The 19,407-nt window shown below is 45.6% G+C and carries 22 protein-coding genes; 1 reads left to right on the top strand and 21 read right to left on the bottom strand.

Features of this window, described 5'->3' with window-relative positions:
- The first annotated feature begins 27 nt into the window (after nucleotides 1–27).
- Nucleotides 28–5,796 (top strand): ATP-binding protein, encoded by a 5,769-nt coding sequence (locus L9P87_RS11565; RefSeq protein WP_237444903.1) that lies wholly within the window; start codon nucleotides 28–30, stop codon nucleotides 5,794–5,796.
- 36 nt (nucleotides 5,797–5,832) lie between these two features.
- On the opposite strand, the gene L9P87_RS11560 is transcribed toward L9P87_RS11565, so the two are convergent.
- The 21 genes from L9P87_RS11560 to L9P87_RS11465 form a co-directional block, all read right to left on the bottom strand.
- Entirely contained in the window at nucleotides 5,833–6,267 is a 435-nt protein-coding gene (locus L9P87_RS11560) for a lysozyme (protein ID WP_237444902.1), read from the bottom strand.
- Nucleotide 6,268: 1 nt separating this feature from the next.
- A complete protein-coding gene (locus L9P87_RS11555; protein WP_237444901.1) occupies nucleotides 6,269–6,727 on the bottom strand; it encodes a holin family protein in 459 nt (152 codons plus the stop codon).
- Nucleotide 6,728: 1 nt separating this feature from the next.
- Complete coding sequence (locus L9P87_RS11550) at nucleotides 6,729–7,019, bottom strand: DUF6127 family protein (protein WP_237444900.1); 291 nt, start codon at nucleotides 7,017–7,019, stop codon at nucleotides 6,729–6,731.
- A gap of 112 nt (nucleotides 7,020–7,131) precedes the next feature.
- Nucleotides 7,132–8,103 (bottom strand): phage late control D family protein, encoded by a 972-nt coding sequence (locus L9P87_RS11545; RefSeq protein ID WP_237444899.1) that lies wholly within the window; start codon nucleotides 8,101–8,103, stop codon nucleotides 7,132–7,134.
- A 3-nt stretch (nucleotides 8,104–8,106) separates the two neighbouring features.
- On the bottom strand, nucleotides 8,107–8,316 hold the full coding sequence (locus L9P87_RS17915) for a tail protein X (RefSeq protein ID WP_354001896.1): 210 nt from the start codon (nucleotides 8,314–8,316) through the stop codon (nucleotides 8,107–8,109).
- Entirely contained in the window at nucleotides 8,316–8,708 is a 393-nt protein-coding gene (locus L9P87_RS11540; RefSeq protein WP_237444898.1) for a phage tail protein, read from the bottom strand. Before L9P87_RS11540 ends, L9P87_RS17915 begins: the two co-directional genes overlap by 1 nt.
- A gap of 9 nt (nucleotides 8,709–8,717) precedes the next feature.
- Nucleotides 8,718–11,027, bottom strand: coding sequence for a phage tail tape measure protein (locus L9P87_RS11535; RefSeq protein ID WP_237444897.1), 2,310 nt, complete (start codon nucleotides 11,025–11,027; stop codon nucleotides 8,718–8,720).
- 160 nt (nucleotides 11,028–11,187) lie between these two features.
- Nucleotides 11,188–11,433 carry a phage tail assembly protein gene (locus L9P87_RS11530; RefSeq protein WP_237444896.1) on the bottom strand — a complete coding sequence of 82 codons (246 nt, stop codon included), beginning with the start codon at nucleotides 11,431–11,433 and terminating at the stop codon, nucleotides 11,188–11,190.
- Entirely contained in the window at nucleotides 11,433–11,705 is a 273-nt protein-coding gene (locus tag L9P87_RS11525) for a hypothetical protein (protein WP_237444895.1), read from the bottom strand. The genes L9P87_RS11530 and L9P87_RS11525 overlap by 1 nt, the downstream gene beginning before the upstream one ends.
- Nucleotides 11,706–11,715: 10 nt before the next feature.
- On the bottom strand, nucleotides 11,716–12,219 hold the full coding sequence (locus L9P87_RS11520) for a phage major tail tube protein (protein ID WP_237444894.1): 504 nt from the start codon (nucleotides 12,217–12,219) through the stop codon (nucleotides 11,716–11,718).
- Nucleotides 12,220–12,230: 11 nt separating this feature from the next.
- Entirely contained in the window at nucleotides 12,231–13,445 is a 1,215-nt protein-coding gene (locus tag L9P87_RS11515; RefSeq protein ID WP_237444893.1) for a phage tail sheath C-terminal domain-containing protein, read from the bottom strand.
- A complete protein-coding gene (locus tag L9P87_RS11510; protein WP_237444892.1) occupies nucleotides 13,438–13,941 on the bottom strand; it encodes a hypothetical protein in 504 nt (167 codons plus the stop codon). The genes L9P87_RS11515 and L9P87_RS11510 overlap by 8 nt, the downstream gene beginning before the upstream one ends.
- Nucleotides 13,942–13,947: 6 nt before the next feature.
- Complete coding sequence (locus L9P87_RS11505; protein WP_237444891.1) at nucleotides 13,948–14,433, bottom strand: hypothetical protein; 486 nt, start codon at nucleotides 14,431–14,433, stop codon at nucleotides 13,948–13,950.
- Nucleotides 14,430–14,963: a hypothetical protein gene (locus L9P87_RS11500; RefSeq protein WP_237444890.1), complete on the bottom strand. Its 534-nt coding sequence runs from the start codon at nucleotides 14,961–14,963 to the stop codon at nucleotides 14,430–14,432. The genes L9P87_RS11505 and L9P87_RS11500 overlap by 4 nt, the downstream gene beginning before the upstream one ends.
- Nucleotides 14,964–14,965: 2 nt before the next feature.
- Nucleotides 14,966–15,934, bottom strand: coding sequence for a phage tail-collar fiber domain-containing protein (locus L9P87_RS11495; RefSeq protein ID WP_237444889.1), 969 nt, complete (start codon nucleotides 15,932–15,934; stop codon nucleotides 14,966–14,968).
- Entirely contained in the window at nucleotides 15,934–16,569 is a 636-nt protein-coding gene (locus tag L9P87_RS11490; protein WP_237444888.1) for a phage tail protein I, read from the bottom strand. Before L9P87_RS11490 ends, L9P87_RS11495 begins: the two co-directional genes overlap by 1 nt.
- A complete protein-coding gene (locus tag L9P87_RS11485) occupies nucleotides 16,562–17,458 on the bottom strand; it encodes a baseplate assembly protein (RefSeq protein ID WP_237444887.1) in 897 nt (298 codons plus the stop codon). Before L9P87_RS11485 ends, L9P87_RS11490 begins: the two co-directional genes overlap by 8 nt.
- A complete protein-coding gene (locus L9P87_RS11480) occupies nucleotides 17,455–17,790 on the bottom strand; it encodes a GPW/gp25 family protein (protein ID WP_237444886.1) in 336 nt (111 codons plus the stop codon). Before L9P87_RS11480 ends, L9P87_RS11485 begins: the two co-directional genes overlap by 4 nt.
- 6 nt (nucleotides 17,791–17,796) lie before the next feature.
- Entirely contained in the window at nucleotides 17,797–18,375 is a 579-nt protein-coding gene (locus L9P87_RS11475) for a phage baseplate assembly protein V (protein ID WP_237444885.1), read from the bottom strand.
- A gap of 3 nt (nucleotides 18,376–18,378) precedes the next feature.
- The gene (locus tag L9P87_RS11470; protein ID WP_237444884.1) at nucleotides 18,379–18,864 is read right to left on the bottom strand and encodes a hypothetical protein; all 486 of its coding nucleotides are present in this window, start codon (nucleotides 18,862–18,864) and stop codon (nucleotides 18,379–18,381) included.
- The gene (locus L9P87_RS11465; protein WP_237444883.1) at nucleotides 18,865–19,398 is read right to left on the bottom strand and encodes a phage tail protein; all 534 of its coding nucleotides are present in this window, start codon (nucleotides 19,396–19,398) and stop codon (nucleotides 18,865–18,867) included.
- Nucleotides 19,399–19,407: the final 9 nt, after the last annotated feature.

The following is a 19,407-nucleotide window of genomic DNA, read 5'->3' as shown; positions in this document are numbered from 1 at the left end:
TGACAACAAGGATTGTTTTCAAGTCTCATGAAGGTAAAGAACTCTGCGATCATCTATACAGGCTACGACTATCAAACGCTGCAAGGAGTTAAACTACTTGCAGAGTGGCTTCAAAATCCAACGAAGTATTCCAGAGTTGCATTTGAGGCAGACCAAGATACCAATGATACGCCTGCTGGAATTGATGATATTGTCTGTGAGCGACCAGATGGGGTTAAGGATTTTTGGCAGGTCAAATTCACTCCGTCACCTAATAAAGATGAAAACCGACTCTCCTGGGACTGGTTATTAAAAGTTTCTGGTAAAACAGAAAGATCACGATCTATTTTTAAAAAGCTTTATGATGCAATTGTTTCAGTACCCTCTGAAAAACTTGGTGATGTAGTTCTTCTGACCAATAAATTGCCTGATAGAAGCATGGAGTCCTGCATATCTAGTTCAAAAATCGATTTTGACCGGATAGATGAGGCTACAAAAAACAAGATCGTTAGCCAATTGGGAAGCGAAGATGCAGCTGAGTACCTTTGTTCCAGATTAATAATTCAGCATAGCGATGGTGACCACCATGCAACATCTCGTGGGGTACGGGAAGAACTTCTAAAGTTCTCAGATTATGCTGGAGTTGAGCGGCTCATTTCAAGATCACGTGAATGGGCAATGTTCCAAAATAACCCTCCTAGTGCAGGCTGGATTCAGCTTCACCATATTAGAGAAGTTTTATCTCCTAGGAGGCCTGAACCAATCCCTGAATTTTTTGCCGTACCAGATGATTACTGCCTTCCCGATTCAGAATTTCACAATAAAATGCTGGATAGAATATCCAACTCTAATGGTGAGATAATTACTTTAACTGGTAAGCCAGGTGGCGGAAAAAGTACCTACCTTTCCTTCCTATGCGAAGAGTTAGAAAATTATAAAATCCCACTTATACGCCATCATTACTTTTTGGCTCTAGGCGACTCGACCACTGACCGCTTAAGTCCAAGAGTTGTCGCTGAGTCTTTACTTCACCAAATTAACAGTCTTCACAAAGACGCAGGAGCAGACACAAGTCAAGCAGAGGATCTTTGCAAAGCAATAAAAACGTGCGCAAGTTACTACAACACAAAAGGAAAGCCATTTGTAGTACTAATAGATGGTTTGGATCATGTTTGGCGTGACAATGCCAAAAACAAAAAGCCATTAGATGAAATATTCAAACAACTATTGCCAGTATCAGAGAACATAGTCGTTCTCATCGGCACCCAACCTGTTGATAACGCTCTTTTACCTAATGTTTTGCTAACCAACTCACCAAAGAATGAGTGGTGCTGGCTACCAGAAATGTCTGGGAACTCAATCTATGAATATTTAAAAGTTCATGTTAAATCTGGACGGTTATTTCTAAATTGTCACGAAAAGCATCAGAGTGAAGAAATTCAAAGCAGTGCAAATGAATTACTGAAAATCACTAATGGTTACCCTCTTCATGTAATTTACTCATCCGAGTATTTATCCAGCCACGGATTACCACTATCTAAATGGCAAATTGAGCAACTACCCCCTTGTACCGATGGCAATATAACAAGCTACTACAATGAGCTGTGGCTATCTCTCAATTACAGACAAAAAGATGTTCTTCACCTTAGTTGTGGCTTCAAATTCGCTTGGCCACGTGATGCGATTGGTAAAGTTATTAACGACGAGCATGGCAAAGCTCCAAGCGTCGATGCTGTTGCACATTTGCTATCTGAAACTATTTCAGGTGTAAGACCATTTCATGAAAGCCTGGTCGTATTTGTTAGAAGCCTCGCCGATCATCAAAGTCGCATAGATGAGTTACTTACAGATGTCTGCGCATGGCTCGAGCTTGGCGCGCCGACTCACCTTAAAGACCATTGGCTTTGGTCATGCCAAGCTTTATCTGGTAATACAACCGAGCTGCGACAAGGCGTTACACGCGACTGGGTATTGGATAGATTAATTCTAGGAATGCCCGTTAAAGCAAGTATCAGATTATTATCAGAAGCAGAAACCTATGCCTTTAGCGAGCGTGACTATGCTGAGGCCTATCGGCACAGAGAGCTAAAAACTAGACTAATCAACGGACCTGAATTTCAAACCTGGGATTCAACTTCTCTGGAAATGTTATCACTAGTTGGCGCTGACCCCCTTGCTCTTAATGAAGTTTTATCAAGGGAAAACGAATACACTCCAATAAAATTATCAATACTATCAATTGCGATGTGGTTTCGTGGAGAAACTGACAGAGCTGCGAAATTGTCCAGAAAGGCAATTGATCGTTACAGAGCTAAAACAAAATTATTAGCTTCACGAGATTCACAAGATGAAGAAAGCGAAGCTGCTACCATAATTAAGGCTGGTACGCTAACCGATAGCCTAAACTACGACGCCATCTTTGACGAAAACAACTTTGCAAATTGGCCAGATGGTTACATCGCCAGCTTTAGAACAGCATGCCTTATCAAGAAGGAAGTAGGCCTTCTTATGAGAGCCTGGCGATGTTTACCCTGCGATTCTCCGCACATTAGCAAAATCGAACTTGATGTTATTAGGTTGAGCATTATTGAAGACGCTGATGTTACATGCTGGCCAGAATATCAAAAATTCTATTCTCAGGAACTCAGCAAGTTCTCAGATGCATATCTTGAGCAAACATTCATCGATATCAACGCTGAGCTTTATGGTGGAGATTCTGCGGTTGGCTATAAGGTAGAAACCTCACTGAGCTATCATTCATGGTTTTTCTCCGCGCTACAACTCAGAATTACCGCTGGAGGTAATTTTAGTTGGATACCAGTACGAGCGGAGTCCGAAAGAGCCGATGTTTCAGATCATTATGACTTGCTAAATGAGCTAGCTAATTTGGTTGGTTTCGAGCTTTTAATAGAAAGCAAATTAACTTTTGACCTGATTTGCTTGATGTTCCCTTCAGGCCAAATATTTGATGACACTCAATGGGAAAAACGTAGGTCGGGTATTGCTTTAAAGAGAGAGTGGATTGAAATTGCGGCAGATTGCCACTTAATAACAATGAAAGACAAAATATCGTCTAATGAGCTAGAAAATGTTTTAGGATCTGATGTTTTTCGGTCTGATTGGCTACGGCTCTGGTACAAAGAACTAAATCTTGAGCTGTTTACCGAAGACGCGGTGAAGCTGTTAATTGACAGTGAAATAATGCGTCAGAAAAGTGAACTCGAAGAAACTATTGAGAACTCCAATGCATACCTTGAGCTTGCCAATATAGCATTTCGACACGATCAACAAGATTACTTTAAGCAATGTCTGAAAAAGACATGGGACTTTGTACTTGGGTATGGACACCATAAAGACCCGACAATATTTGACGTGCTTAATGCAATTGAATATCTATCGAAAGTTGATTCGAAAACTGCACTCCAAGTATTGGAAAGAATTTCACCGATCGTATTTAACATTTCCAAATTTACTGATGGGGATGAAACCAGACATTCCAAACACTCAATATCTTCATTGGCTGCAAAGCTGAACCCTCAAACTGCTGCCTCAATATATGATCAAGAGCTTCACGATGGCGAGTGGTACTATGCAGAAGATACCATTCAAAGACTGGTTGAACGATGCGACTTATCATCACCAATTGCTGGACACCTTTTTTTAACTGGGTTGCCGCGTTCATGCTATCAGATTATTAGAGAGCAGCACGAATCTGGAAATGCACACGCAACAGACATTGCATCAAAAGTTGGTAACTTGCTTGGCATCGATATTCTCGATGAACCCCAAGAAAAACAATCAAAGGCAGATGAGTTTGACGAAAAAATCAAGTTAAGCCCCGCCGATTACCCCCCCGAATCTTTCGAACAACTAGCGAAGGATTTAAAAGGAAACATCAGCACTCGAAAGTTTTGGAAATGTTGGTATTTATTCTGGCTGGAGCAAGGTAAAGAAGCTGAGCTATTACAGCAATTGACGCCACACGCCATGACATTTATTGATCGCCATGATGACAAACGATATCTTTTGGACTTGCTATTTCAAAGCCAAAGAAAAATGGCAGGTAAGGCTAAGGCATTTGGGTTGTTGATTTCCGCTCATACTGCAATGAACGGATGGTCGAATTGGTATGAAAGTTCTGAGGACAGTATCAATCGACTTGGCGTAGTTGCAGAGCAATACCCTAATAAGATTGATGAATTTATTGGATTAACCACTTCGCAGCCTGATAGTTGGAAAGACAAATTGGGTAGCTTAATAATACCTAATGACAAGCTAGTTTATCTGCTTGCTCACGGCGGCAGAACCGATGAAGCGATACAGCTAACCCTCGCTATGGTGGAAGGATTAGAGAGTAGTGTCCGAAACCTAACATTGACTAAGCCAGCTTGGGACTGGGGAGATACCGACTCTGTCGAAGATGCTTTGAGTAGACTGCTAATTTCAAGGCTAAAATGCCCAGTACCATCAATTAAGTTGTGGGCAATCGAACAGATTTCTCTTCTTTTGAACAGTAAGCATCCAAATATTGAGCGTTTACTAAAGCAAGATTTAGCAAGCAGAAAACAAGAGTCGGAGTGCGTTGAGGTGCTTTGTGCTTTTTATGTCGCACATTCCAAAGGATACAAGTGTCCACAAGATTTAGGGAGCTACATCAAGGCCAGATCGACGCTATCAGACCTTCTTATAGACAAATTAACTCAAAGCTCCGATGAGCTAGGTGAGTACGCTTACCCATTTACCCCTGTTATCAGTCTTCGGGGTGATAACCATAGATTCAACTACTTTCAAGGTACGCATATTCCACACCTATATTATTCATGGCTCGAGAAAGAGGAGCAAAGAACCGGCATTCCCTTTACAGATTATTATGAGATGGAATGGAGCAATACTTTTGAATACCTGCCATCGTCGGAAACACAAATTGATTATTTTCTTGGCAGCGACCGACAACGCGCCACAGGACAGTTTTATACACAAGCTAGCCATCGAGGACGCTCCGCTTATCTGCGAACTATAGAGATAGCAAAGAAATTCTATGATATGCCAGATACTTATGCTGAGCACCTCTCAATACTTGCATTGCCTATAGAACCAGCATATACAGGATTTAAACCACGGAAACCGAATTGGTTACCAGAGTGGGACAGAAATAGTACCGCCGACATTGAGGGAATTACCAAGTTCGTTGAGATTGCTTTGGCAAACTTCGATTCAATTGACGACTCTCAAGCATTATTGGCTTTTTCGATACCTATAAGAATAGATGAACACAACTGGATTGATTTGTCTGTTGTCAGAGCTGCAACTTTCAAAAATTCAGAAGAAGCTTTGCAGCTAGAAGAACGCTCTGGATGTATAACTGTCGGAGACCTACTTGCTCCCGAGCTAACTTACGAATTCAGCAATAATGATGAAAATAATAGTGGAGTGATGGCTACTACACCATACCCATTCAATAGATATGGACATTGGCATTCTGATATGGAATCACGAGGTCTATATGTTCCGAAGTGCGACATTGAAGACAAAAAGTTAATCGGGAAAACTACCGATGGAGAATTTTGTTATTATGTCGACGAATCCATGATAGGTTTTTCTTCTTTTTGGTTCTCTGAATGGCAGCCAAAACACCCAAAAGGTATCCGCGCACTTTGTGGCTCTTCGACGGTGATACATAAAGATAAACTTGGTGACTGGTACAATGAAAAAGAATCGATGGCTGGCTTCGTTTATGTGTGCAAGGCCAAAGTACTTTCATCGGAAGATAGTTATAGAGATTTCGATGAGCAAGAACTGAGCTTCATGATCACCTAGCTTGCTGACCAGGTAAACAACGATGCATTTTAGCGCTCATAGTGTTCCATACACCGAAGACTCACAATACCTTCTCTTTACCAAACCATTCAACTTCCGTCCACCAGCCCATACCCATCGCATTAGCTGGGCTGGCACTTCACCATGAGCCTGGCGATTGACCTTCCTGCGTAACGTAGAACACTGCAGCGCTCCGGAGCCTAAGTTGTAAGTGAACGATACAAGAGCATCAAACTGGCCATCGGTAAGGGGAACTTTGATCAACCTCAACACAGCACGCTCTGCTGATTCGACATCTGTCCGAAGTAATGCTTCCGCTTGTTCCTGGCTTATTTCTTCGAACGATTCATAGTCACGAACCAAGTGCCCGTAACCGATCGTTGGGTATCCGGCTGGGCAGATATAAACCGACGAGCTAAAACCTTCAAATCGTTTGATCAAGTCGATGCCATCTTGGGTAATATGGCGCATATCACTGCCCCCTGGCTTTTGCCAAGGCTCGTTGGCCGAACCAGAAGCTCATCACCGCTGCAAACAATGCTTGTGTTTCTGGGTCCCAGATTTGTGGCAAAGCGATGACGAAATCTAGGCCTTGATCGAAGACCAATACATATAACGCGCTGACTTTCACGGTGGTAAACAGCAGGAAGAAGGCGTAAGTGATTACAGGGCGCACAGAGGCTCGAAGCCCATCCACCCACTTTACTCCAGAAGGCTGGCTGTCGTGCTTTAGTAAGGCGAGGCTTTCGTTGATATCAGCATTGACGGTAATTTCTTCTAGCCGTTGGTTATGACCAAGGCGCATTTGCTCCATTTGTCGATCAAGAATCTGTAGCTCGTGTTTTCTGTCTTGTTTGTCTTGCCAGATTTTCAGCAAGTCAGGAAAAGCACTGGAAATAAAGCCAAGCAGGCTACCTAATAGTGTCAGCATATTATTGTCCTCCGAACAGTTTTAGTTTTATGGCTGCGCCTAGCAGCAAGGTGGCGAGAATGCCTGTGGTGGCAACTTTAATAACGGTTTGCCATGCGGTGCGTCTGGCATCGCGCCAAGCATCCAACAAGTCTCGAAGCTCTCGTATATCCCTAGCGGCATGGCCGTTTTCTAAACCTAGATGCGCTAGTACACGTTCGGCGCCACGCTCTGCGGCGCTATTCAACAAGCTTTCAAATTCATCTTTCGGCACAACCACCATGCCGTTTTCTTTTTCTTTGGCTGGTGCCATTTACAACCTCCTAAAATGGTCGCTCTTTGCCATCCATGGCAACGCGACATACCGTATGTCCTATACATAAAAAAACCGCCTCATGGGCGGTTTCAAATACAACAATGTCTTATCAGTTATTGGGTACTTCAGCATCACACCGGGTTTGCAATCCACTGGAATCTAGTTGGTGCTCAACACGGTTGATGACCCATTCGTCATCGACCGGATCGCGGATACCTGTAATACGCAACTTTCCTTCGGCTTGTAGCTCGGGTCTGCCGAGTAATGTTAGCGATAGCGTGGCTGTGCCTCTGAGTAAGCTTTGTAGTTTGGCTAAGGCAGCTCTGCTCGCTTCTTGGACATCGTTATAAGTATGACGAATCGAATACACCGGTTCACCGTCACCGACTAATACATCCTGCTTTTCCGCTGTGTCATTGTCGTGCCAGTAGGCTTTTACGGATTGGTATTTACCGCGCTCTGCTTGCGTCATACGGTGCCGAGAAATGTGGTGCTTTGGTATCACAACTAATGGCAACTGCTGCCCGGTGGCTGACTTGGCTTCGCCTTTGGAAACAAATACCAGAAAGCCTGCAACGGGTTTGCTTACGGCGCCATGTTGCCGAGCTAAGCGTGTCAATAAGTGCAAGTCAGACTCATTGCTTTGGTCGATGTGCTCTATGGCGATCAAAGCCAATTGCTCAGATATTTTTGCAGTCAAACCATGCTCGCCTGCAATCGTCTGTACCAAAGCGCCCAGCGTAATCCCTTCCCAACTGCGGGTCTTAGGCGCCTTGATTGAAGCGCGCATATCCGCTGCTTTGCCTCGAACTGTGATGGTGTTTGGTGGCCCTGAATGCTCGATGTCATCAACAATGTATAAACCCATTCGGGTCAATTGGTTTTGATCGGTACCTAGAGAAATATCCAACTCAGCGCCATGGCTCGGCCATTGTATTTTTGCATCACGATCATCCAGTTGCAGCTCAACCGTATCCGATTGATTGCCTGCCTCATCGGTAATGCGAAGTGACAACAAACGATCTCGGATTGTGTCAGTGATGTCTTGCTGGTCCGCCAGAATTCTAAAGCGTGGTCTCATGTATTAGCTCCATAGACGAATAGTCTCTTGGCTCCGGTTTTGCTCCGATAGGTTCGGGAGCTCTATTAATAAGCCAGAGGAATAGACTGGACCCATATCAGCAAGACCGGGATTCGCAGTTAAAACAGGCTCAAGATAACCATTCGCTTGGCCGTAATACGACAAGCAAATTGCATCCAACATATCGCCATCGCGCGTTCGATAAATGGCCATTAGCTGTCTGCTCCATAGTTCACAAGTTTAAGTTGGAAGCTTTGTTTAAGCGGTTGACCGTTTCCCTGAAAGAATGACTGCCCCTCATCAATTTGAGTAATCACCCATTGTCCCCAGACAAAACCTAATCCATCCACCAGTAATAACGGCTGTCCTTTGTTAGCTTCAGCACGCATGGTATCCAGCTGTTCCAACCCGCCCTTAAAGTGTGGATAGATCACACCGCTAAGCTCAATCGATTCTTCACCGGCTCCTAAAAATTGCATGGCTGGTCGGCGTTGTAATCGCTCTTGAGCTTGCCAACGATAGGCTTGGCTATGCTTTAGTTCTTGATAAGCCGCACTGTCGATGGAGAATCGGTAACTGCCTAATGCCATCATGGTTTCGCTCATGGCACCACCTTAACTTTCATCAAAAAGTACTCCTCTTTGCTGACTTGCCGCTCGCGCCTCTCGTTGCTCCAGTGCTTTTTGAACTTCACCGGCAATAGCTCGCTCATCCATACCGGGTGCAGCATGAATGGTAATAGGCGCATCAATGCTGACCGACTGTTGGTTATGAGTAGAAGCACTGACTGCTTGAATTTGAGGTAGTGCATTGACCGTTGAATCTGGCAATGCCATTGCTGGTTGCGCCGCTAGCGATGCCCCAATGGCGGCTGTCGCTAGCTTTCGTTTATTACCTGAAGATGGCGTGTCAGCAGATTCATCACCGCCTAGCCAACCAGAAACAGCGCCCCAGGTAGAACCTAATAACTCGAAAGGCTTCGCTAGTAAGCCCATCTTGCCTAGCAGCCAATCCACGGCACCACTGGTAATATTTTTCACACCGTCCCAAAGGCCTGAAAAGAATTCACCGATAGGCTCCCAGTATTTAATCAGCATAAAAGCTGCACCCGCTAATGCGGCAATACCCACAACAATGAGTCCGATCGGATTGGCGGTCATGGCAACATTCAACGCCCATTGCGCTGCGGTCACCACTCCCATTCGAACAGCAGATAACGCCGATAGGATAGTCATTCGCGCCATGCCTAATTGCGCCATGGCGATGCCAGCACTCAAGGTTCGGTATGCAGTCACTAAGCTAAGTACACCACCTTTTAAAAAAGTGAATGCATAAGCGCCAGCGATAGCTGTTACCTTCAGTGAAACTAAACCTACCGTTGCACCGACGATGGCTTTGGTAAGCCATGGGTATTCTTGCGCAGCACCTGACACCCAGCTTGCCATACCGGCAAACAACTCAGCACCAGCAGCAATAGTTGGCAGGAGTAAACTGCCAATACTGATCGCAACACTTTCAAGTGCGCTGCCCAATCGTTTCAGGCTACCGGCCGTGGTGGCACTCATTTTTTTAGCCATGGTATCGGCGGTGCCTTTCGCTTGCTGTAGCTGTTGGATATAAGAATCCAATGCGCCGGAACCAGCTTGTTTGAGCAACTCTGTTAAACCTGCGGAGGCTTCTGAGCCAAAGATTTGCTTAATGGCTTCTGCTCTTTCAGCAGACCCTAAGCCTTCGGTGGCTTGCGCTAGCTCCTGCAATAGTTCAGGAACCGAGCGTAAGTTGCCATCCAGATCTTTAACTTCAACACCTAGGTTGGCTAAGGCATCCGCAGCAACCTTGGGTGGTGCAGACAAACGTAAAAACGCCGCGCGTAATGCGGTACCCGCCATGCTGCCCTGAATACCAACATTACCCAACAAACCAGCCATCGCAGCAACTTGTTCGATACTCGCCCCAGCACTACTGGCCACAGGGGCTGCATACTTCAGCGTATCGCCAAGCATCTGCAACGTGGTGTTAGATGTAGTGAACGTGGCAGAAAGCACATCACCCACGCGCCCCATCTCATCGGCTTTTAGAGAAAAACCACTTAAGATATTGGATGCAATATCTGCGGTACCCGCTAAATCACTACCAGCCGCTTGGGCTAGATTGAGCATGCCCGGCGTGGCCGAAATGATCTCATTGGTTTTAAAACCCGCCATACCCAAAAAGGTCATGGCTGAAGCAGCTTCGGAGGCTGAAAACTGGGTTGTTTCACCCAAACGTCGAGCCGTTTGTTCGAGCCCTAAAAGCGCATCATCACCCGAGCGGGTAATAGCACCCAACCTTGCGATAGATTGCTCAAAGTTCACCGCAATGCTTACCGGTGCTACAACCGTCGCCCCTAATGCCACCGCATCAAATAACTGGCCTCGCAGATCTGCGCGCTGGGCTTTATTGGCCTCCTGAGCGCGCATGGCCTGATTCAGTTTTCGATATTTCAAACTCAGGCGTTCAACTGATGCACCTAAGCGCGCGTTATCTGCCATCAAGTTTCTGGTGGATACACCGGCTTGCTGCAACTCTCTCCGACTTTGTTGCAGGCGATCTCGCTGCTTACCTAAGGCTTGAGAAAGACGCTCTGTTTTACGCTTTGCTGCTTCAAATGATTGCGTTAGCTGTTTGCTGGGCTGATCGGTATTGGCAACTTCACGACGTAATCGGGATAACTCTCTACTGGCGGCTTCATAGGCAACTCGAGCCTTACCCACACTGGCTTCACCTAACTCAACCTTTTTAATCGACGCTTGTTGGTTCTTCAGTTTGTTGATGGATGAACCCAGTTGGTTAAGCTGAGATTGTGATCCTCTTACGGATGTACGAAAGCTTTGACCAATACTTGCGCCGATTTGGAGCGCTAATTTAAATGACGACTGAGCCATTGGCGCCCCCAATAGTTTTTAATTGATTAAGATTTTGGCACGCGAGGTAATACATCCAGCCACTGTATAAGTTCATGACCGTTCAATTCGAGTAATTCAGAAAGTGCCCAACCGGTATGGCTGGCTAGAGTCACTAACGCGTAACGAGCATCACGCGGGCTTAAGACAAAAAATCTTGATAGGCCTTTTGCAGCTTTGAGTAATCAGCCATGTCCAAGTCGAGCAAGTTTTCCGGTGTGAGTTCACATAGATTGGCAAACAACTGGATCTCTTTTTCGGCATCATTATCAACGCTCTTTTCTACACTGAGCATGTCACGCACTTTAGGCCGACGAAGTTGCAACACGCTTACTTTAGTACCGTCAATATCAATGGGATGAGTCAGTTCAATTTTTAATTTGTCCATTACTTGGCCTCACTTTTTACTTCAGTGTCTGCTTCAGTTTGCGCTTCGGTTTCTTGGGTACTCTTTGCTTGTAGTGTTTGGTTTGCTTGCAGTGTTTGGTTTTCTTTCACCAATTCTGCGATGCGTTGTGCCGCTGCTTTATCGGGTGAAACAAAGCCACCATTGCGCAGTGGTCGGGCTTGAGATTCTGTTAAAGCTAACTCATCACCGTAACTGACTTTTTTGCGGCTATGCGTGGTTGGCTTAATGACGTAATATTTTTCGGTTTGCATACTCAACTCCTCAAATGCCTAGCGCGGAACGAACCGCAGATAACTGATCGACACCGCCAATGGAGCGAACCATGTTGGGGATATCAATTTCATGAACAACGTCACCACCGTGGGTGAGTTTGTAGTAACGCAGAGCCATCATAATTTTTAGAGTCGATTTTTCACCAGGCTTCCAATTACCAGGATCCATTTCACGCACGATGCCCTGAAGGTTTACCACCACGGCTGTTTGCGTTCCATCATCTGAAATCACGGCACCGCGTATCGTTAACGGCGTAAGCTGGCCCGGTGCCAAGCCAAACAGCTTCAATACGTTTTTATCAAAACGTGTTAGCGTAAATTCGCTTTCGAGTTTTTCCATACCCATCTCCACTTCGATGGGAGCATCCATACCGCCGTTGCGAAACTCTTCGGTTTTTAACGTGAGTTTTGGAAGTGTAAGTTCTTCCACGTTTCCTGCGAAGCCTCGTCCATCGACGAACAAGGCCATATTTTTCAAAATATCATCAAGCATGTTCGTCTCCTTTAAGTTGCATCTGGCAGAATTTCTACCAGATAATCATTCACTAAGTGGCTTCTGAATGTTATGTGTTCGGCGGGATAAGGCGGCGTAAAATCGAAGTCGATATAGACCTTACCTTGAGCTATTTGATCCGGCGTATTCAATTCAGGGTCGGCCCAAGCTTGTCCATTAATGATCGCACCCACTGTCCTTAAGTGCCGCAAATAGGCATTGACGCCTTCGAGCACATCTTCGATATAGGTTTTGGTAATGTTGCGATCCACGGCCCACATATGCGCACGAAGCAACGATTCATTGATCATGTCAGCGGTGCGCCGCACACTTAAAAAGGCCCATTTTGGATCGGCAGAGCAACTACGATTCCCCCATAAGCGAAAGCCATTCTTTTGAATAATGGTGGCCACTTCATTTTCATTGAGGAAGTTGGCGCGGGCGTTAGTATCGCCCAATGCAAAATCAACACTGCGTGCCGTACCCATCAAACCACGAATTTCACGATTGGATGGCGACCACCAAAATCCGCGCTCTGCATCTGATTTAGCAATAAGCCCTGCAGCTCGAGCACTGGCGGGACGAACCACCTCGACATTGTCTTCTGCATCCCAAACTCGCACCCATGGATCAACCAGATATAAGCGAGAGCTACCGAACATTTGTCGATAGTCGATGGCCTCTTCATCGTTATAGTTGGGGCCATCGGCAATCACGACTGCTCGCAAACGCTCTGCGACTGATAACAACTCATTAGCAACTGCAGGGTGATGACTGAACTCAGGGGCGATCAAAATACGAGGAGTAACATGCACTTCATTTTCTGCCGCTAAGAAGGCTTGAATCCCCAGATACTGTCCAGTCTCGTCGTCAATGCCGCCGATAATCTGGCCGACATTTGGCAACCACGGACCTTCGAACTCTTCTTCAAAGCTTGGCCATTCTTCTTCGCCAAACCAATCCGGTACGCGAATGAGCACAATCATCGCGCCAGTCTGATCAAAAATATCATCAATGGCTGCAGGCAAGGTGCCATCTCGACCAAGGCCCGCCGCTTCACTGCGTTTGCCTGCAATCAATATGGGAGTGTGGTAGGGGAACAGGTCTTCGTCTGCATCAGGCGCTGTACCAATAAGCCCAATCACAGATGAGCGAACAGTACGAATTGGGCGTGGCCCCGAGTCGATTTCAACGACTTCGACACCATGTAAAAATTGTTCAGGCATTTGGGATAACCTCAATGTGATGTAAGAATAGAAAGCATAAATACCAATCTTCTTGATGGGTGGTTGGTACTTCATGCTCTGTGTCGAGTGAAAATAAGTAAGCGTCGCCTGCAGTATTCGTAAGCGCTTGAGGCTTCCCATCTTGCCAAAGAGTAAATCTACCACCGCTATTGAGCGGAATAGACAAGCAGTTAAACAGTCCTTTACTCGCCTTAAAGCAATCTAACTGCCCACCTTCAGGAAAGTGCAACAACCAAATTTCGTTTGAATTTTCTATTAAATTATTTGGCAATAGATCATCGATTAAGGCTCTTAGTGATGCAGGCATTCGCCAATACTTTAAGAATCGATAGTCGGATAAAACTTGATTACCCCTAGCGCCCATACGGCGCCAAACACCTTCACTCTTTCGAAACACATCGGTGTTTTCCTGACACACAGACAATAGCTGCCCGCACTGCTCAGGTGAGAGCAGCGAACTGATGGTCTTACTCATGTTGAATTACCTATAAAGAAAAACGATGACGTAGCGTTCAGATAGTGCGCTTGGAACCGAGTGAACTAGGTCCATTTGATTAAAACGAATAAGCTGACCTGATTTATCCAAAATGAATTGCGGCTTATCAAGATCCTTGTTTTCGTACCAACGAAACTCACCGCTATTACTTTGCATACACAGGAGTGAGACTGCCAGATACCCTTCGTTATCAATATGCGGAGGCATACCCCCACCGATGGGGGTTCTGTTAACCACCCAATCTTCACATTCATACCCATGAATGATTGGTTCGATTGCATCGACAGCCAAACGAATTACTTCAGGAAATGACTCTCTACCACATGAGAAGTAATAACCAACTTCACCATTCAGACCTAAGTTAGGTTTATGCCTACTTCGGTCACGCCAGTATGCTTCATCTAACGATGCAATCATTTGCCTAATAGTGTGAGCTTGCTGCTCGCCTAAGTGTGGTTCAACACTGATCATTGCGGCGTACCGGGGTGAGGCGCACGACCTACAACCTCGTGAAGTCCACCTTCAAGCTGTGCATTTAATACGGAGCGTTCGGTTGCTTTATCACGGTACTCATAACCATTTTGAGTAAGATACGCCTGCTTGTAGCGCTCATTGTTAGCCACTGTATCGTCAATGTATTTACGCATTCGACGGTACTCAGTCAAAAGCGCCTCGTCTAATGCCGACTTTTCAATCAGCATATCTAAAAGCTGATAAACAATATTGAGCTGATGATAATAGCGATATTCTCGAAAAACCTTATCCTGGCAGTCAGCATCCAGCTCGGTCTCCGTAATAACCGTGGTCTGATTTGCAATCGCAATCACTGAACCATCGCCATAGCTCCCTTCCCAAACCTCTTTATCAAGATCCATTTCGACGGTCTTATATTTAAAATGCGTCTCATCACAAGACGACTCATCCACGTTCATTTGATCAGTCGCATAGGTTAAGCCAATGTACTGATCTGTGAACTTATTAAAGATTACAATGACCTTCATAATTATCCCCAGAAGCCGTTGGTACTGGTTGCGATCGAACGCCAAGATCCAGCTTTGATAAATGTCGTGGTGTATTCATCGGTCCACCAGGCGCTGCCATTACCGGTACCACGCACATAGCGGTTTCTATACTTCACGACCAAATGATCGTTATTGTTAAAACCACTATTTGGATGAATCGCTAGCGCCCAGGTTAAAGCGGTACTTCCCGTAGCAGTAGTTCCAGTTGTTCGCACATCCACATATACGGCTCTAGGCACTTCCGTAAGGCGTATATATCGATCGTCATGACTATGACTGGATGGCGGGAAAGTTTTTGGCTTGCTGTCGATCTGGGTCCACGTGTGCCTATGCCCTGAAGGGGGATAGGTTGATGGCTTGCTATCAATTTCATTCCACGGATGACGGTGCGATACGCGTGCATATCGGGCATCACCATGAACCCTCACCCCTTTTGGCGTAACAACTTCATTGTTAACCGCGCCCGCTTTCGCGTCTGTATCCGTTGCAAAGCGAACAACGCCCAACTTTGCTGTGGTTGCAGGTGAAAGATTAACAGTACCATTACCAATGACATTGATGCTGTCACTGGGCAGTGCGCTCAAGGCAACATCAAAAGCCAGCAACAAGTCCACACCGGGAGCCTTATAGGCGAGCGGCTGTGACGGGTGACTCCAAACCGCCAGCAAAGTACCATCCTCCAGGTAGAAACCAACCTCCCGAACCCAATACGCCTCTTGCTGGCCATCTTCTATGGCTGTTATATGTATTTGGTTCGGCGACAGCTTATTACCGTTACCAACAGGTATTCGTCGTTTTTCTTGTTTCAACTTGGTAGCGGCTGATGTTGGCGACCAACTTTGATCCCCTAACGCCACGGCAACAATATTGGCTTCTAAGCCAGAATTTGTGGCGTTAAACACTGCGGTAATACCCGCTTGAGTGATAACAGGTTTAAATGCTGAGCTCATTACAACTCCATATTAATACGTGTGACACTGTGTGTTTGATTCGCACCGGCCACACTGATTGCGCCATCAAGCTGAACTTCCGGAAAAATCATTTCACCTTCAGCGCGAATGTAAGATTTAATTTGATGTGCCGTGGCAATTGAAAAACCGCCACCAAACAACACGCCGACTTTAAATTGGTAATGACTTCGTACAGGCTTGGAGTAATCAATGGCATGCTTTAATGAGCGGTAATAATCTTCAGTTAGAACAGGGTGAGCGTCTTCGCTAAAGTTGTCCCCAGCCCAAGCCATTACCGAAAACGTATGGGGTGGTCCGTTAAATTCAAACCACTCTTTAAGCTCCACCGCCACACCAAATACCGCCATGGCCTGCTTAACGGCTAATACCGTACCTTTGCGTCGATGAATCTCTATACTGTTTGCTATTTGTTCTCGTTTAACAGCTGTTGGCCAATCACTATTCCAATTATCAACCGATAAAGCCCATGCTAGCCAAGGCAGTAATTCTTCTGGGCAGGTAGTTGGGTTCCATACCGTTTTTATCGGAACTGGAAGCACCTCTGCCTTGCTCGTTACTTGCTCAACATGCCTCTCGAAATCAGTTGCATTGAATGGAAGCAATGATCTATTCATCTGTTCCACCCACGACTAGGCTTACCGATTTGCACCAGGCAGCAGATTCATTTTCAACAACAATGGTGTTAATAGGTTCTGTTAATTCAACCCGCTGAACACCTGGCTGATGCAAGGCAGAATAAATACCTGAGAGCGTAATATCATTCCCAAGAAGGTGGTGCCGGTACACGTAATTATCGATGGCATCTTGCGATTGACGCCTCACGACCTCTGCATCGGGGCCTTCATAAAGGAAAAGTTTCGCCTTAACGTTATATTCAATGATGGCTCCAGCTTTAACGATCACCTCATCAGTTAAAGGCCTAACATGCTCTGCCGTTAATTGCTCCGCTACCTGAGCCAACACCTCACTCGTGGGTATGCCTCTTCCGTCAGTCGATAAGATAGTAATGCTCACCTTACCTGGCGCAGGGCTTGAGACATCCACATCCTTTACCAATGGACTAGCCGCTAGCGCGTGAAAGACATAACTACCAATTGGACCCGCTGTACTATGCCCCTCTAAGCTCAATTGAACCCGTTTACGTAAGCGATCATCTGTTTCGTAAATAGCATCAACAGGCGGTATTGCTTCTTTATCTTCAGGAGTAATAAGCTGGCGCTCAACACCAAAAAATGCGGCTAGATTTTCAAGGTCGGCGCCAGTCGCATAAGCCAACATAACGCCACGAGCACCATCATTAATTCGCGCCCGTAAAAGCAGTTCGCGATAGGCTGCCACTTCCAATATTTTGTACGCAGGATCACTTTCTAATAAAGCAGAGAAGCTTTCATCACGTTGCAGCAAGCCTTCTAACATACCCTGCAATATCGTTTCGTAATCCAACGACTCGATGATATTTGGCGAAGGTAATTTAGCTAAGTCAATGGCACTGAAACCACTCATAGCACCACCCCTTCTATTGCTATTCTCTTGTTATCTGGCAGATAAATACCTTCAAGGCTGACCATCAAACCGCCAGGGTGAACTTCTTCAACTTGCACTCGAGTTAACTCAAGTCTCGGTTCCCATTTCACCAATGCCTCAGCAACAGCCGAATATATTTCAACCATCAACGATCTATTCACTGGCGCATCAACTATCTGATACAAACGGGAACCATAGTCTCTTCGCATAACGCGAGATCCAATAGGGGTCGTTAAGATATCGATAATTGACTGGCGCAAGTGATCAATGCCGGAAGCGACTGCCCCGGTCATTCGATTCATACCATTCATAATAAGTTACTGCGATTGATTAGGGGGAGCCGTGTTACCCGGCCCAGACTTAATGCCCGCATGAGTATGACTATTGAAAATGACCCGATCGCTTTTCATCGAACGAGTATGATCTGTAATATCCCCTGACGCTTTGATGTCACCAGTAACCGTCACATCACCAACAAAATTAATACCGCCATCTGATACCAACATTGCTTTAGCACCTGACGGTAATATTGCAGACAATCGATGTGCTTTACGGTCATACTCAATCACTGCGCCATCGGAATAAACCTGTTTATGGCTGTCAGCACTGGTACTTGTTGATGGATAATCAGTTTGGTTAATTGAACCAAGCACAACACCCTGCGTTAACTCCCCGCTAGGAGAAAGCACGACAACCTGTTCGCCAACCTCAAGTGGCCACCAACTAATGTCAGGGCCTGCGCGTTGCATGAGCATAGGTAACCAAGCCGTTTGAAGTTCACCAATCCTAACTTGTAGTTTTGGTGTTGGCTGACTGTAATCAGCCGCTATAACTTTCCCCAGCAAAATCATATTGGCGAGCCGACGATTCAATTCTGTTATTTCAAAATCAATCATTGGCTACACCTCTAATTCTTGATTTTCTGTATCCAAACCCGAAATAGATATCACACTGGGAATAACATCGGTGCCATTCCATACATTCTCGCCAACTCGAACAGTTTGGGTCCACTCAATTAGCCAAACTCGATGTCCTTGATAGTCAGGCGAAAAATGATCCGGGCTCGCTTGTTTTAGGCGTGCACGACCCATATTGGTTTCCGACCATGAATGATTAAATAACCAAAGCATGGCCTCTTGCACTAGCGCCCAAAGGTCCGATTCTGGCAACTGATCAGACACCAGAATTCTGGCCTCAAAATGAGCAATAAGAGCCAGTTCTCCGGTTCCTGGATCACTACCAGGCTCTAGCTCAACCAGATCAATTAAGATCGCAGGTAAGCGAATATCATCACGTCTTCGTGGAAATGAGCCGCAATGCTGTATACCAACTATTTCTGAAAAGCCTTGCTGAATTTCCTTGAATAAAACACTCAACACATCCATTTACGCGGCCCTCAAAAGGTAACGTAGTTCACGATCAAATATCGTTTCAAACTGCTTTAACGCTGGCCCATTAGACAGGTCTTCCATAATTTCCTGCATCTTCCCAGTTATCACAATTTGTACTTCCTGTATGGGTAGCCGAGCTTTCCCTCGTCGTCGAAAAACACCTTGATGACCATTAGGCATTGCTGCCAAAAAAGCATGATCAAACTGACGTCGACCAACTCGAACGCCCGTTGAATTTTGAGATACACTACCTAATTGCTTCGCTTTAATAACGCCAGACTGCTGAGACAACCCAACAACACTTTGAGGGTTCGATTGTTTTGCTCTAATCAATATAAGCCCCTCTCGAACAGCACCCACTTTAATGGATAACTCTTTTGCCGTTTTACTCGCGACCTGTGTTCTTGCCCATCGAGCAGTCTTGTTTAACGCTCGAGTCGCCGCTACCTTCAATTGTTTTTCGGTTGAGGTGAATGAGCCACTCCATTCACTTAAGTTAGGTGATGGATTAATTTGTAAGGTCAACATGAACGAACC

It is taken from the genome of Sinobacterium norvegicum (assembly GCF_923077115.1).
In the GTDB taxonomy this organism is placed as follows: domain Bacteria; phylum Pseudomonadota; class Gammaproteobacteria; order Pseudomonadales; family Sinobacteriaceae; genus Sinobacterium; species Sinobacterium norvegicum.
The sequence above is the reverse complement of the archived record's forward strand: the minus strand, read 5'-3'. Positions and strand labels throughout refer to the sequence as shown.

Bases quoted from the DNA above. Each gene is read 5' to 3' on its own strand.
- L9P87_RS11540 (WP_237444898.1), bottom strand. From the start codon at position 8,708: ATGAGCGAAACCATGATGGCATTAGGCAGTTACCGATTCTCCATCGAC.
- L9P87_RS11485 (WP_237444887.1), bottom strand. From the start codon at position 17,458: ATGAGTGGTTTCAGTGCCATTGACTTAGCTAAATTACCTTCGCCAAAT.
- L9P87_RS11495 (WP_237444889.1), bottom strand. From the start codon at position 15,934: ATGAGCTCAGCATTTAAACCTGTTATCACTCAAGCGGGTATTACCGCA.
- L9P87_RS11550 (WP_237444900.1), bottom strand. From the start codon at position 7,019: ATGGCACCAGCCAAAGAAAAAGAAAACGGCATGGTGGTTGTGCCGAAA.
- L9P87_RS11530 (WP_237444896.1), bottom strand. From the start codon at position 11,433: ATGGACAAATTAAAAATTGAACTGACTCATCCCATTGATATTGACGGT.
- L9P87_RS11475 (WP_237444885.1), bottom strand. From the start codon at position 18,375: ATGATTGATTTTGAAATAACAGAATTGAATCGTCGGCTCGCCAATATG.
- L9P87_RS17915 (WP_354001896.1), bottom strand. From the start codon at position 8,316: ATGGCCATTTATCGAACGCGCGATGGCGATATGTTGGATGCAATTTGC.
- L9P87_RS11505 (WP_237444891.1), bottom strand. From the start codon at position 14,433: ATGATCAGTGTTGAACCACACTTAGGCGAGCAGCAAGCTCACACTATT.
- L9P87_RS11510 (WP_237444892.1), bottom strand. From the start codon at position 13,941: ATGAGTAAGACCATCAGTTCGCTGCTCTCACCTGAGCAGTGCGGGCAG.
- L9P87_RS11560 (WP_237444902.1), bottom strand. From the start codon at position 6,267: ATGCGCCATATTACCCAAGATGGCATCGACTTGATCAAACGATTTGAA.
- L9P87_RS11520 (WP_237444894.1), bottom strand. From the start codon at position 12,219: ATGCTTGATGATATTTTGAAAAATATGGCCTTGTTCGTCGATGGACGA.
- L9P87_RS11525 (WP_237444895.1), bottom strand. From the start codon at position 11,705: ATGCAAACCGAAAAATATTACGTCATTAAGCCAACCACGCATAGCCGC.
- L9P87_RS11555 (WP_237444901.1), bottom strand. From the start codon at position 6,727: ATGCTGACACTATTAGGTAGCCTGCTTGGCTTTATTTCCAGTGCTTTT.
- L9P87_RS11500 (WP_237444890.1), bottom strand. From the start codon at position 14,963: ATGAAGGTCATTGTAATCTTTAATAAGTTCACAGATCAGTACATTGGC.
- L9P87_RS11465 (WP_237444883.1), bottom strand. From the start codon at position 19,398: ATGTTGACCTTACAAATTAATCCATCACCTAACTTAAGTGAATGGAGT.
- L9P87_RS11545 (WP_237444899.1), bottom strand. From the start codon at position 8,103: ATGAGACCACGCTTTAGAATTCTGGCGGACCAGCAAGACATCACTGAC.
- L9P87_RS11565 (WP_237444903.1), top strand. From the start codon at position 28: ATGAAGGTAAAGAACTCTGCGATCATCTATACAGGCTACGACTATCAA.
- L9P87_RS11515 (WP_237444893.1), bottom strand. From the start codon at position 13,445: ATGCCTGAACAATTTTTACATGGTGTCGAAGTCGTTGAAATCGACTCG.
- L9P87_RS11480 (WP_237444886.1), bottom strand. From the start codon at position 17,790: ATGAATGGTATGAATCGAATGACCGGGGCAGTCGCTTCCGGCATTGAT.
- L9P87_RS11535 (WP_237444897.1), bottom strand. From the start codon at position 11,027: ATGGCTCAGTCGTCATTTAAATTAGCGCTCCAAATCGGCGCAAGTATT.
- L9P87_RS11490 (WP_237444888.1), bottom strand. From the start codon at position 16,569: ATGAATAGATCATTGCTTCCATTCAATGCAACTGATTTCGAGAGGCAT.
- L9P87_RS11470 (WP_237444884.1), bottom strand. From the start codon at position 18,864: ATGGATGTGTTGAGTGTTTTATTCAAGGAAATTCAGCAAGGCTTTTCA.